The following is a 12932-nucleotide window of genomic DNA, read 5'->3' on the forward strand; positions in this document are numbered from 1 at the left end:
ACGCCAAGACCCCTGAATCGTCACCGATGTCCTGACACATCGAGTGTCACCGATGTCCTGATGCAGAACTGTCACCTATGTCCTGAGACATCACACGGCGGTCGACAGCGTGGTGAGGTCTCCTTCGAACATGTGTTCTATCTTAGGTCAGTCCGCGGGTTCATCCCAACTCGCTGGGTCTGCTGGATCCCTTATCCACAAGGGGAAACGTCACACACGCGCAGGGGCTTGAAGTGGTAGGCGTGTCGGACCGCGCGTGGGTGTCCGGTTAGCTGAGGGCGCCCCGGGGATCGGTGAGGCGCGGCACGGCTGAGGTGATCGCTGGCCGGATGAAGCGGCACCAGATCATTCACCGCGGTGACCAGGAGCCCTCGACGACAAACTCTCGTGGTGGTGGAACTCTTCACCTCCGTGCTGATCGTTAGCCAACCGGACGAGATCGGCGCCCACGAACGTGTCTTCGGGCACCCGGCTGGCGCCACGGAGCGCAGACGCGAACGCTGCTCACACAGACGGCCGATCAGTGATGGCTCCACCGACTCAGACGGCTATTCCTCGCCCAGGGCGGGGTTCGCCGGGTCGCCAGGGTGGGGTCGACGCGGGTGGGCGGCCAGGTCCGCGGTCCCGCTGGCGCATGGTGGGTTGCGCGGCGGTGGTTGAGGTGGGGGCGAAAGCACGCAGGTCAGCGGCGATAAGCCGCGCAGACGGGTGGGTGGGGCTGGCGGGCGAGCACGCGACGTACGAGCGCGCGTAGCTGGCTGCAGGGTCGTTCAGGTTAGTCGTGGAGTAAGGCTTCGGATTGGCGGTGGGAGTTGCGGGTACGCCGGAACGCCGCGGGGCGGATGTGGGGGCGGACCAGGGCTTCTACCTCGTAGTCTTCGAGGCCGAACTTGGCGGCTAGTTCGCGGTACGGCATGCCGGAGCGCACCCGGTCGACGACGTCTTCGACCCGTACGTCGGAGCCCTCGACGAGGGGTTGGCCGGAGGCGCGGGCGGGGTCCACGATCACGTCGATGTCGTGGTAGATGACGAGGCGGAGGGTGGCGGCGTAGCCGTCGTCGGACCAGCCGATTGCGGCTGAACCGCGGCGCAGTACGCCGGGGAGGCCGCCTTGGCTGTCGCGGATGCGTTCCCAGCCTTGCTCGCGGCCCTCGGCGGCGATCTCGACGAGGAGGTCGCGACCGTCATGCGCCAGCCCGGACCAGGCGAGCGGGTAGTGCCGGCCGGCTCGGGATCGCAGTGCAACCGCGGCTTCGCCGATCGCTTGTAGTGAGAGGCCGGCGGACCGCAACTGCCGGAGCATGTGGGTCTCGACCAAGCCGGCGAAGGTGATGGTCGGTTCGCCGCGGCCACCGGTGCCGGACTCGAGCGCACCGGATCGGAGCCAATCGCCGAGCGTGGTGGCGGGTAGCCCCAGGTGAAGGGCTACGTCGGCACGTGTGTACAACGGCAGGTCGAACCGTGGATCCACGTCTCACCTCTTCGCGCGGTGCGGGCGCGCCGGCAGCACGCCGGGCTGGGAGTAGAGCTGTGCTGGGAGTAGAGCTGTGCTGACCACGAGCATGCCATTCCGAGGGTCGCAAAATCGGCAGTCCGGTCGGCGTTGTGCGTGTAGGGTTCTGGATGCCGGGTAGATCGACACCCCGGCGGCGGAGAGGAGGTGAGCGCGATGTCGAGTCCGACAGTCGTGCTGCCCGTCCGCCGTACCCGCGGCTGAGACCGGGTGGCTCCAGTATGTACAGGAGCTTGAGAGATGACCGAAGTACACCGTCCACCGCTGACCGCCGACGAGCGCACCCAGCTGACCGGATGGCTTGACCTGCAACGTTCCTTCGTCCGGATGAAGTGCGTTGGACTCTCCGAAGAAGATGCCCACCGCAAGGTTCTGCCGACCTCGCCGCTGATGACGATGGCGGGTCTGGTGGCGCATCTGCGCTGGAACGAGTACGCGTGGTTCCAGCTCAACCTGATCGGCGTCCCGGACACCGGTCAGACCCCGTGGACCGAGGGTGGGCATCCGGACGCGGAGATGTTCGTCGACGACGTACCCCTGGCCCAACTGCTCGACGAGTACGACGCCGAATGCGCCCGATCCAACGAGACGATCGCGCCGTTGCCGCTCGATGTCGTCGAGCAGGGACCGTACGCCGCCGAAGGTGAAGCGGCCTCACTGCGCTATGTCCTCTGCCACATGATCGAGGAGACCGCGCGCCATGTCGGTCACCTGGACATCATCCGGGAGATCCTCGACGGCAGGACCGGCTACGAACGCATGGAGGATCCCGCATGAGGCCGCCGTTGACCGCCGACGAGCGGACCCAGTTGATCGGCTGGCTCGACCACCAACGCTCGCTGATCCGGCCGAAATGCGAAGGGCTCAGCGAGATCGATGCCCACCGCAAGTTGCTGCCCACCTCGCCGCTCACGACCGTGGCTGGTCTGGTCGCCCATCTGCGCTGGGTCGAGTACTCGTGGTTCCACTTCAACCTGGCCGGCGTCCCCGACACCGGTCAGACCCCGTGGACCGAGGGTGGGCATATCGACGCCGAGATGTTCGTCGACGACGTTCCACTGGCCCAACTCCTCGACGAGTACGACGCCGAGTGCGCCAGGTCGAACGAGATCATCGCCGGGTTCTCCCTCGACGACGTGGAACGCGGGGTCGTCCGGGACGCCGGCGCGGCCTCGCTGCGCTACATCCTCTGTCACATGATCGAGGAGACCGCCCGCCACCTGGGCCACCTCGACATCATCCGGGAACTCCTCGACGGAGCCACCGGCGACTGAGCTTCACCGGCACCGGACGGTCTTCGCGACGCGGAGATCGTCCGGTGTGTAAAGACGGTGGAAAGACCCGGCGACAGTGTCGCCGAGTGATGGATAGGATGTCCGGCATCTGGCACGGGGTAGCGACAAGAGGTGTGATGAGGGAACCCTCCGTACGCCGTTATTCCGGGCGGTCAGTCGAGGAGTGGAAGGCTGCGCGGCGCGAACGGTTGCTGGCTGCCGCGCTCGAGTTGTTCGGGACCGAGGGCTATCCGGCGACGTCGGTGGAACGCCTGTGTACACAGGCGAAAGTGTCCACCCGGCACTTCTACCACGAGTTCCAGAACAAGGAAGCCGTGTTGCTCGCGGTGCACGCGCAGGTGATCGAGCTGGGCGTCCGCAGCACCGGAGACGCGCTGCGCCGGACCGCCGACCGGCCGGTGCGGGAGCGGATCGAGGCGGCGGTCGACAGCTACCTGCACACGATCATGGCGGACCTGCGCCGGGCCCGGATCTCGTTCGTCGAAGTGGTCGGGACCAGTCCGGCGGTCGAGGAGCAGCGGATCGCGTTCCGGGAGTTGCTGATCTCCAGTGTCAAGGACCTCGGCGACACCGCGGTCGAGCGCGGCGAGATCAAGACCAAGGACTTCCGGTTCCTCGGGCTGTGCTTCTTCGGCGCGGTGAACACCGTCGTCTACGACTGGATGCTGGCCGATCCGCGGCCGCCCGAAGAGTCCGTGCAGCAGGCCTTGCGTGAGCTGGCCGTCCAGCTCATGACGAGCTGAACCGCTTGCGCAGCTCGGCGATCGCCTCGTCCCGGGTCAGCATCGCACCAGCGCCGTACGCCGTCTCGAACGCGTCCTCACCCAGCACGTCGCGCAGCCGCTCGTAGGTCTTGCGGACGTCGGCGTCCGGAACACTGCGCATTCCGCGCATGGCCGCTGCGAGTCCGAGTGTCCGGGTGGCCAACTCGGCATCGCCGGACAGCAGGTCGACGTCCGCCGCGGCCTCGACGATGACGGAGGCGAGCGGCATGTCCTCGGTGCTCAGGCCGAGCTCCATCGCCTGCCGGATCTGGCCGACCGCCTCGTCGAGCTCGCCCCGGGCGACGCTCACCCGGCTCAGGTGGCCCAACATCATCGCCTGACCGTGCGGCGCCATCCGCTCGGCTCTGAGGTCGAGCATCGAGTACGCCAGCTCGGCCAGTTCCTTCGCCTCGTCGAGCCGGCCGGACCGGAGGGCGATCCTCGCCAGTCCCATGTTTGCCATCGCCTGGCCGTCGCGTGACCCAGTCTCCTCGGACAGCTGCAGCGCCCGTTGCAGGTCGGCGCGGGCGCCGTCGAAGTCGCCCAGCTCGATCCGGCTGATCGCGCACCCGCCGAGCAACTGCGGCAGGCCCTCGGTCGTGCCGAGCTGCTCGAGCAGGCCGAGAGCCTCCTCCAAGGAGGTCACCGCGCCCTCGTGGTCGCCCAGATTGGCCTGGTAGCTGGACAGTCCGCGCAGTGCCATCGACGTACCCCAGCGGTCGCCGATCGTCCGGAAGCCGTCGATCGCGACAGCCAGGTCGGCCGCCATCTCCTCGACTTCGCCCTCGTTCTCGCGGAACATCGCGGTCATCAGTACGCCGAGGTTCCGGACCCACGGATCGGGGTGCTCGCGGGCGGTCTGGAGCTCGCGGAAGCACGTGGCCTTGTCCCGCCGGATCGCCGCCCAGACCGCGTTCGTGAACAGTCCGACGCCGGACTCCGCCACCTGCGGATGACGCCGGCTCAGCCAGCGGACCTCTGCCAGTCCGCGGGCCGCGCGGGCGAAGCTTTCGCTCGGGTCGTCGCCGCTCGACAACCTGCCGAGCGAGAGCAGCATCAGCGACGAGGCCCGGTCGAGCGGCGTGCTCGGCCCCGGTACTGCGAGCGCCGCCTGCATCCAGCCGACAGCCTCGGCGGGGCGGCCGCTCATGTTCCAGTACTCACCGAGCACCGAGACGAGTTGCACCGCCGTCCGGGCCGAGCCGGTGTCGATCGCCGTACGCAGGGCGTCGAGCAGGTTCTCGTTGTCCGCGGTCAGCCGGGCGATCCACTGGATCTGCTCACCGGTGCGCAGCTTCGGCCGCGCCTGCCGGAGCAGCCGGCTGAAGTACATCGTGTGCGCGTGCCGGAAGTGCTCGTACTCACCCGATTCCTTGAGCTGCTCAGCGCCGTACGCCCGGACCGTCTCGAGCATGCGGTAGCGCACCGACCGGTCGTCCGCCGCGGCCTCGACGAGCGATTTGTCGACAAGAGACGCGAGTACGCCGAGCACCGACTCGGACGGAAGGTTGTCGTCACTGCAGACCTGCTCAGCGGCTTCCAGCGTGGCGCCGCCGGAGAACAGCGACAGCCGCCGGGCGACCGCCTGCTCCTCCGGATCGAGCAGCTCCCAGCTCCACTCCACGACCGCGCGCAACGTCTGATGTCGGGGCAACGCGGTGCGCGAGCCGCTGGTCAGCAAGCGGAACCGGTCCGCCAGCCGGTCGACGATCTGCAACGGCGTGAGCGCCCGCAGCCGCGCTGCCGCCAGCTCGATCGCCAGCGGCATGCCGTCCAGTCGCCGGCAGATCTCGGCGACCGCATCGCGGTTGGCCTCGGTGAGCTTGAAGTCCGGTCGTACGGCGCGCGCCCGGTCGACGAACAGCTGCATCGCCGGGTACCCGTCGTCGATGCTGTCCTCGGGCGGCAACCCCAGCGGGCCGACCGGATGCAGGTGCTCGCCGGGAATGCTCAACGGCTCGCGGCTGGTCGTCAGCACCCGGAGCCGCGGGCAGGCCGCGAGCAGCGAGTCGACCAGGCCGGCGACCTCCTGGACCAGGTGCTCGCAGTTGTCGAGGACGATCAGGACCCGGCGGTCCGCGATCACCTCGACCAGCCGTTCGGTCGCGGCCCGGCTAGTCGGGAAGTGCTTGGCGATCGTCGTCGGCGGCAGGCCGACGTACTCACTCGCGCCCAGCGCCGACAGCACCGCGGGCGCCACATCGGCCGCGTCACCGAGTGGTGCGAGCTCGACGAACCAGATCCCGTCGCCGCTCTGCTCCACCAGCGACCGTCCGGTCTCGGTCGCCAGCCTGGTCTTCCCGGCGCCGCCCGGACCGACCATCGTCACCAGGCGAGTCCCGTTGCTCAGCAGCCGCGCCAGCTCGGTCACGTCTTCCCGCCGCCCGACGAAGCTGGTCAGCGGGGCACGCAGGTTGCTCCGCGGCATCGGAGCGGCCGGCGCCGTTACGACGGTCGTGGCCGCCGGCGGATCCACCGAGTCACCCCGCAGTACGGCGACATGCAGATCACGCAGGCGGGATCCCGGATCCGCACCGAGCTCGTCGGCGAGAGTGCCGCGAACACGCTCGTACGCGGTCAACGCCTCGGCTTGGCGACCGTCGGCGTGCAGGGCTCTGATCAGGAGCTCGTGCAGTCGCTCGCGAAGTGGGTGTACGGCGGCGAGGCGTTCGAGCTCGGCGATGAGCTCGCGGGCGTGACCGCAGCCGACCGCGGCCTCGGCGAGGTGCTCCGTCGCGGCGAGCCGGAGCTCGGCCAGGCGATCGGCCTCGATGGCGGCGAACGGCAGGTCCCGGAGGTCGGCGAGGGCGTCGCCGCGCCACAGCTTGTCGGCCTGGGTGAGGAGCGTCCACGCCTTCTCCGGATCGGAGCCGATCAGCCCGCGTCCCCGCCGTACCAGCTCCTCGAACTGGAGAGCGTCGACACAGTCCGGGCCGATGGTCAGCGTGTAGCCGGCCGGTCCGGACTGGACCGAGATGCTCGACTCGGTGGCCGGGAGGGTGGCGCGCAGGCGGGAGACGAGGGACTGCAGAGCGTTCGCACTCGGGGCCTCACTGCCCCACAGACCGTCGACCAGGGTCTCGACACTCACCGGCCGGCCCGCGCTCAACGCGAGTCTGGCGAGCAGTCCGCGCAGCCGGACGCCCCGGGCGTCCAGCGGAGTCCCGTCGGCCGCCCACATCGCGAGAGGCCCAAGCACCGCTATGCGCACCGGTCCAGCCTCGCACATCGCCCCGTCCAAAACCCGTGCCTTTTGTCATCGTCTTGACCTAAGGTCGGCAGTCGTGACCGACATCGCCGCACCGACGCAGACCGCACTCACCCGCATCGTCGCCGAACGTCAGGCCAAGGCGCGCGTCCCCGGAGTGGTGGGCGCCGTCGCCCGCGCCGGGTCGCTGGCCTGGTCGACCGGTGTCGGCTCGGCCGATCTGGAGGTTCCCGGCGTACCGCCGACCGCGGACTCGCAGTTCCTGATCGCCTCGCAGAGCAAGACTCTGACGGCGGTGGCGATCATGGCGCTGCGCGACGAGGGCAAGCTCAGCCTCGACGACACGGTCGAGCAGCTGATCCCGGAGAGCAAGCACGAGGGCCTCACCGTGCGGCAGATGCTCAGCCACGCCAGCGGTATGCAGCGCGAACCGGTCGGCGACGTCTGGGACGTGATGAAGTTCCCGGACCGCTCCGAGCTGGTGGCCGGCTGGAACGAGGCGGAGCGGATCGGCAAGCCGCATCACCGGTTCCACTACTCGAACCTGGTCTTCTCGATGCTCGGCGAGATCGTCGCCCGGCTCGACGGACGGTCCTGGTACGACGCGATCAAGGCCCGCATCCTCGATCCGCTGGAGATGCGCCGGACGACGGTCGGCATGGACGGCGGACCGACCGCTACCGGGTACTACGTGCCGCCGTTCTCCGACGTACCGGTGCGGGAGCAGTTGTTCGACATCGGCTCGATGGCCGCCTGCGGCGGTCTCGCGAGTACGGCGGCGGACCTGGCGAAGTGGGCGATGTTCGTCGCCGACCCGGTCGACGAGGTGCTGTCGAAGGACACCCTGGACGAGATGTGCCAGGTCCAGATCATGGCCGACATGGACCGCTGGCAACTCGCCTTCGGTCTCGGCTTCATGCTGCTGCGGCGCGGCGACCGCGTCTTCGTCGGCCACGACGGCGGCATGCCGGGCCACATCACGTCGACCTTCGTCCACCGGCCCTCGGGTACGGCGGGGATCGCGCTGCAGAACTCCACCTCCGCCGGGGCGCCGGGCCTGCTGGCCACCGACCTCATCATCAAGGTCCTCGAGGACGACCCGCTCCCGGCCGAGCCCTGGGTCCCGGGTACCCCGGTCCCGGCCGAGCTCGAAGCCGTCCTCGGCACCTGGTTCACCGAGGGCTCCCCGTTCGTCTTCACCGTCCAGAACGGCGCCCTCCAGGCCAAGTCGCCGGCTGCCGCCGAACACCTCGCACCGGCGGTCTTCGAGCGCGTGTCCGACGACCTGTACCGCACCGTCTCCGGCCGCGAGACCGGCGAGCTCCTCCGCATCACCCGCACCCCCGACGGCGTCCCGGTGAAGTTGCACTGGGCAACCTACCTGTGCACCCGCGACCCCCTGGCCTTCGGCGAACACCTGCGCTGACTCAGACGACGCAGAAGTCGTTGCCTTCGGGGTCTGCCATCCAGAGGTGGTCGAGGTCGGGGCTGGCGTCCTTGGTGACCTCGTGGACGACGGTGGCGCCGGCGGCGATCAGGGTGTCGGCGAAGGCGCGGATGCGTTGTTCGCGGAGCGCTTGCGGTTCGGCGCGGCCGCCGCTGACCTGGAGGTCCAGGTGGAGGCGGTTCTTCATCGTGCGAGGCTCGGGGACCTTGAGGAGGGAGATGGCGGGGAGGACGCCGTTCGGGTCGGCGAGGCTGGCGCCGTCGTTCCACTCGTCCTCGGGGACGTTCTGGTCCCGGAGGAACGCCTCCCAGGTGTCCCAGCCCTTTGGTGGACCGGCTTCCTCGTAGCCGAGCGCCGTACACCAGAAGCGAGCGAGCAGGGCTGGGTCCGTGCAGTCGATCGTCATCGTCCACTTCGTCGTCATGGTGCCCACTCTGACGGACAGCATGGACAAAGGGGCCGGGGAGATCCCCGGCCCCTTTCCCGTTGATCAGGTACGGCGGCGGTAGGCGCGGATCGCCAGTGGGGCGAAGACCGCGACCAGGCCGACCATCCAGGCGAGGGTGATCAGCAACGGCTTCTGGATGTCGCCGCCGAGCATCAGCCCGCGCATCGTGTCGACCAGATACTTGACCGGGTTCACGTTCACGAACGCCTGCAGGAAACCCGGCAGGGTGTCGGTCTGGACGAACACGTTGCTGCCGAAGGTGAGCGGGAACATCACCAGGAACGCGATGCCCTGGACACCCTGGGCGGTACGCAGCTTCAGCCCGAGCCAGACCCAGATCCAGCACATCGCCAGCGCGAACAGCAGCACGATCACCAGCGCGAGCAGGCCGTAGCCGACCCCGTTCTGGAACCGGAACCCGAGCGCGAACCCGGTCCCCATCAGGATCACGATCGACAGCGAGTACCGGACCGCGTCGCCGAGGACGGCACCGATCAGCGGTGCTATCCGCGCGATCGGCAGGCTGCGGAACCGGTCGAAGACTCCCTTGGCGAAGTCGTCGTTCAGCGCCACCCCGGTGCCCATCGTGGAGAACACCACGGTCTGCACCAACAGCCCCGGCAGCAGGTACGGCAGGTAGTCGCGCCAGGTCCCGCCCTGGGCGATCGCGCCGCCGAACACGAACAGGAACAGCACCAGGAAGATGATCGGCTGGAACGTCACGTCCGCCAGCGCTTCCGGGTTCTGCCGAATCCGGACGATGTTGCGCCAGGCAAGCGTCAGGCTCTGCTCGACCCAGGCGAACGGCCGGGTCCGGCGGCCCGCGTGGGCCGGGCGGTCAAGAGTTGCGGTGGTCATCGACCCACTCCTTCCAGGACTGCGTCCTGCTTCTTCTCTTCGGCGGTGTGCCCGGTCAGGGCGAGGAACACCTCGTCCAGGCTGGGCAGCCGCAGGGACAGTTCGGTGACGGCGATCCCCTCCTCGTCGAGGCGGCGGACGACCACCGGCATCGGCGTACCGTCGCTGACCGGTGCGCTGACCAACGTGTTCACCACGTCGACACTCGGGCGTACGCCGACGGCCTCGGCAACGATCGCGGCGACGCGTTCGAGGTGCGCCGGCTCGGACGGGCGGACGTCCAGCGACTGCTTGCCGGCCTGCGCCTTGAGCTCGGCCGGCCGCCCGGAGGCGACCACCCGGCCCTTGTCGAACACCATGATCGAGTCGGCCAGCGCATCGGCCTCCTCCAGGTACTGCGTGGTGAGCAGCACCGTGGTCCCGTCGAGCACCAGGTTGCGGATCGTCTCCCAGACGCCGTTGCGGGCGTGTGGGTCGAGACCGGTGGTGGGCTCGTCGAGGTAGAGGATGCTCGGGTCGCCGACCAGGCTGGCCGCGAGGTCCAGGCGCCGGCGCATACCGCCGGAGTACGTCTTGGCGATCCGCTCACCGGCGTCGGTGAGCTCGAACCGCTCCAGCAACTGATCCGCCTTGGCCCGGGCGTGCTCCCGCGAGTACCCGAGCAGCCGGCCGATCATGATCAGGTTCCGGCGGCCGGACATGTCCTCGTCGACCGAGGCGTACTGCCCGGTCAGGCCGATGATCTCGCGCACCTTGCCGGCGTCGCGGACGACGTCGTACCCGCCGACCGTGGCGTGCCCGCCGTCCGGGCGGAGCAGGGTGCCGAGGATGCGGACCGCGGTGGTCTTGCCGGCACCGTTCGGGCCGAGAACGCCGAGTACCGTGCCGGTCGGCACACTCAGGTCGACACCGGCCAGGGCGGTGGTGTTGCCATATTTCTTGACCAGACCAACTGCCTCGATGGCGACCTGGTTCGTTGTGGACATCGGTTCCTCCCAGTGGACTCACTTCACTGGGATTACCGTGCAGCGACGTACTGGCACCGGCCTGGCACTCGGCTGTCAGCACGTGCCAGGCCGCTGGCGTCAGCCTTTCAGCGGGACGACTTGGTTGGCCAGGAGGGCTTGGTAGGCCTCGGGGTTGTAGCGGGCCAGGTTGCCACGGGCCTTGCGCCGGTACTTGAGGATCTGGCGGGTGCCGATCGCCCACAGCACGTACTGGAAGGCCAGCGCCCACTTGAAGTCGGTGAGGGTCTGCGGCGCACCGCCCGACGACGCGTCGAGCAGGATGCCGACCATGCCGATGCAGATCAGCATGGCGATGAAGCCGCCGGTGTTGACCATCCCGTTGGCCGCACCGAACCGGGTCGAGGGGTTGAACGTCCGCGCGTAGTCCAGCCCGAGCATCGACCCCGGCCCGCCGGCCGCTTGTACGACTATCAGCAGCAGGAGCACCGGCATCGGCGCCTGACCGGGCCAGAGCAGTACGACGGTCCACATCAGCACCGAGCCGCCGATCACAGCCAGCACGATCCAGGACCGGTAGAAGGGGAACCGAGCGGCGTACCGGCCGACCAGAGGTCCGTAGCAGAGGCTTGCCAGCACCGGCAGGATCAGCATCGCCGCGGCCGTGGTCGGAGCGACCCCCTGCCCCTGGACGAGGAACGGGTAGCCCCACAGCAGACCGAACGTGCCGCCGGAGAAGCTGGTGGTGAAGTGTGTCCAGAGCCCGAGCCGAGTGCCCGGCTCGCGCCAGGCGCGGCGCAGGTTGTTCCGCACCTCGCTGACCGACTGCTTGGCCCGCCGCAGCGGCTCGTCGTACGGCGTGTCCTTGATCAGGAACAGTACGGCGATGCCGGTCAGCAGACTGAGCACACTGGCACCGGCGAAGGTGCCGGTCCAGCCGAAGGCGTGGAACGCGGCCGCCATCGGCACGGTCGAGATGATCGCACCAACACCACCGAGCATCCCGGTGGCCTGCGACATCACCGGCTGCCGCAGCGCGGGGAACCAGGACATGACGACCCGCAGCACGCTGATGAACACCAGTGCGTCACCAACACCGAGCACGGCACGTGCAGCGAGGGCAGCCGGGTAAGAGTCGACCAGACTGAACGCAGACTGCGCTACGAACAGCAGACCGGACGCAGCGATCAGCAGCCGCTTGGAGCCGTACCTGTCCAGCAGCACGCCGACCGGCACCTGCATGGCGGCGTACACGGTCAGCTGTACGACGGTGAAGCTGGCCAGCGCGGATGCGGAGATGTCGAAGCGCTCAGCGGCCTGCAGACCGGCCACACTCATCGAACCGCGGTGCAGCACGGTCACCAGGTAGGTGAAGACAGCAGTGAGCCACACCGCCCAGGCGCGACGTCCGCCCAGGGGGAAGAGGAGTTCGGTCAACGCGTACTCCGCAGATCCGTCGCGGCCTCGTTGATGTGCGTGACGACCAGCTCGCGGAAGCGCTTGACGCTGTTGCCGTCGAGTGCGTCGATCATCTCCTGGTGCGCGGCGATGGACTTGTCCATCCGGGCCGGCCGCACCTCGATGCCCGGCACACCCATCCGGACCTGGCGGTCGCGCAGGCTGTTGTAGAGCTTGGCCAGGATCTCGTTGCCGGCGGCACCGACGATCGCCTCGTGGAAGGCGCGGTCCGCCTCCAGGAACGTCTTCGCGTCACCGGCCTGGCGGTGCGCGCGCATCTCCTCGACGCGCTGGGTGAGCGTCTCGACCAGCTGCTTGCGCCGCGGCCACACCTTGGCGGCCGCGTGCGTCTCGATCAGCTCGCGGGCCTCGAGGACGTCGTCGATCTCCTGCGGCAGCACCGGCAGGACGAGCGCACCCTTCTTCGGGTACAGCTTCACCAGGCCGGACTCCTCCAGCCGGAGCAGTGCCTCACGCACCGGGGTGCGGGACACTCCGACGGCCGTGGCCAGCTCACCCTCGGTGAGCAGCTCGCCGCCCGGATACGTCCGCTCCAGGATCGCGGCCTTCACGTAGGCGTACACGCGCTCGGCGGCCGGGATCTTCTCCACCCCCGGCGCCGCCTCGACCACCACCCGGGCGATCTCCGCGGTCTCGTCCCCCAACTGGACATCTGCTCTGGCCGGCCCTTGCTCCGGCACCCCGCTCACCACTGAAACCCCTCACCCATACGACTCGTATCTCTGTTGTATCTATCCTACACACACAGCCAATCCACCGTCCGTCCCCACCTTGTCCACCAGTTATCCACAGGGCAATCCACAGATGTGGGCAACTCCCTGTGAACAAGCGGACCGAGGGTAGTGACCGGAGGAGGGTTTCCCCTGTCTTGTGGATGAAGAATCACGCCGGTCCGGAAACCGGCCTAGAGTCTCGGGTTACCAAGCTCTTGGGCCTACCCGGCCCCCGCCCTGGA

General features: G+C 68.7%; 11 protein-coding genes. 4 read left to right on the plus strand and 7 right to left on the minus strand.

The genetic code is table 11. The features are described 5' to 3' along the window. Nucleotides 1-775: 775 nt before the first annotated feature. The gene (locus ACGFIF_RS34185) at nucleotides 776-1471 is read right to left on the minus strand and encodes a DUF433 domain-containing protein (RefSeq protein ID WP_393160231.1); all 696 of its coding nucleotides are present in this window, start codon (nucleotides 1469-1471) and stop codon (nucleotides 776-778) included. Between the two features lie 282 nt (nucleotides 1472-1753). On the opposite strand from ACGFIF_RS34185, the gene ACGFIF_RS34190 reads away from it, so the two are divergent. The 3 genes from ACGFIF_RS34190 (at nucleotide 1754) to ACGFIF_RS34200 (ending at nucleotide 3551) form a co-directional block, all read left to right on the plus strand. Beyond that, nucleotides 1754-2290, plus strand: coding sequence for a DinB family protein (locus ACGFIF_RS34190; RefSeq protein WP_393160232.1), 537 nt, complete (start codon nucleotides 1754-1756; stop codon nucleotides 2288-2290). Next, nucleotides 2287-2787, plus strand: coding sequence for a DinB family protein (locus tag ACGFIF_RS34195; protein ID WP_393160233.1), 501 nt, complete (start codon nucleotides 2287-2289; stop codon nucleotides 2785-2787). Before ACGFIF_RS34190 ends, ACGFIF_RS34195 begins: the two co-directional genes overlap by 4 nt. Nucleotides 2788-2924: 137 nt before the next feature. After that, nucleotides 2925-3551, plus strand: a complete 627-nt coding sequence (locus ACGFIF_RS34200) for a TetR/AcrR family transcriptional regulator (protein WP_393160234.1) — start codon at nucleotides 2925-2927, stop codon at nucleotides 3549-3551. Here ACGFIF_RS34200 and ACGFIF_RS34205 read toward each other — a convergent pair. Next, complete coding sequence (locus ACGFIF_RS34205) at nucleotides 3538-6783, minus strand: BTAD domain-containing putative transcriptional regulator (protein WP_393160235.1); 3246 nt, start codon at nucleotides 6781-6783, stop codon at nucleotides 3538-3540. The two genes, ACGFIF_RS34200 and ACGFIF_RS34205, sit on opposite strands and share 14 nt — an antisense overlap. Nucleotides 6784-6856: 73 nt before the next feature. Here ACGFIF_RS34205 and ACGFIF_RS34210 point away from each other — a divergent pair, with 73 nt between their 5' ends. After that, nucleotides 6857-8206, plus strand: coding sequence for a serine hydrolase domain-containing protein (locus tag ACGFIF_RS34210; RefSeq protein ID WP_393160236.1), 1350 nt, complete (start codon nucleotides 6857-6859; stop codon nucleotides 8204-8206). Nucleotide 8207: 1 nt separating this feature from the next. Here the strand turns inward: ACGFIF_RS34210 and ACGFIF_RS34215 are convergent, their stop codons facing one another. From ACGFIF_RS34215 to ACGFIF_RS34235, 5 genes are all read right to left on the minus strand, one after another. Beyond that, entirely contained in the window at nucleotides 8208-8651 is a 444-nt protein-coding gene (locus ACGFIF_RS34215; RefSeq protein WP_393160237.1) for a VOC family protein, read from the minus strand. A 66-nt stretch (nucleotides 8652-8717) separates the two neighbouring features. Beyond that, entirely contained in the window at nucleotides 8718-9533 is an 816-nt protein-coding gene (locus tag ACGFIF_RS34220; RefSeq protein WP_393160238.1) for an ABC transporter permease, read from the minus strand. Next, a complete protein-coding gene (locus ACGFIF_RS34225; RefSeq protein WP_393160239.1) occupies nucleotides 9530-10519 on the minus strand; it encodes an ATP-binding cassette domain-containing protein in 990 nt (329 codons plus the stop codon). The genes ACGFIF_RS34220 and ACGFIF_RS34225 overlap by 4 nt, the downstream gene beginning before the upstream one ends. A gap of 99 nt (nucleotides 10520-10618) precedes the next feature. Next, complete coding sequence (locus ACGFIF_RS34230) at nucleotides 10619-11935, minus strand: nitrate/nitrite transporter (protein ID WP_393160240.1); 1317 nt, start codon at nucleotides 11933-11935, stop codon at nucleotides 10619-10621. Then, complete coding sequence (locus tag ACGFIF_RS34235) at nucleotides 11932-12666, minus strand: GntR family transcriptional regulator (protein ID WP_393160241.1); 735 nt, start codon at nucleotides 12664-12666, stop codon at nucleotides 11932-11934. The genes ACGFIF_RS34230 and ACGFIF_RS34235 overlap by 4 nt, the downstream gene beginning before the upstream one ends. Nucleotides 12667-12932 lie beyond the last annotated feature (266 nt).

It is taken from the genome of Kribbella sp. NPDC049174 (assembly GCF_043197365.1).
In the GTDB taxonomy this organism is placed as follows: Bacteria; Actinomycetota; Actinomycetes; order Propionibacteriales; family Kribbellaceae; genus Kribbella.

Coding starts and splice junctions, on each gene's coding strand:
- ACGFIF_RS34190 (WP_393160232.1), top strand. CDS start 1,754: ATGACCGAAGTACACCGTCCACCGCTGACCGCCGACGAGCGCACCCAG.
- ACGFIF_RS34195 (WP_393160233.1), top strand. CDS start 2,287: ATGAGGCCGCCGTTGACCGCCGACGAGCGGACCCAGTTGATCGGCTGG.
- ACGFIF_RS34200 (WP_393160234.1), top strand. CDS start 2,925: ATGAGGGAACCCTCCGTACGCCGTTATTCCGGGCGGTCAGTCGAGGAG.
- ACGFIF_RS34215 (WP_393160237.1), bottom strand. CDS start 8,651: ATGACGACGAAGTGGACGATGACGATCGACTGCACGGACCCAGCCCTG.
- ACGFIF_RS34220 (WP_393160238.1), bottom strand. CDS start 9,533: ATGACCACCGCAACTCTTGACCGCCCGGCCCACGCGGGCCGCCGGACC.
- ACGFIF_RS34225 (WP_393160239.1), bottom strand. CDS start 10,519: ATGTCCACAACGAACCAGGTCGCCATCGAGGCAGTTGGTCTGGTCAAG.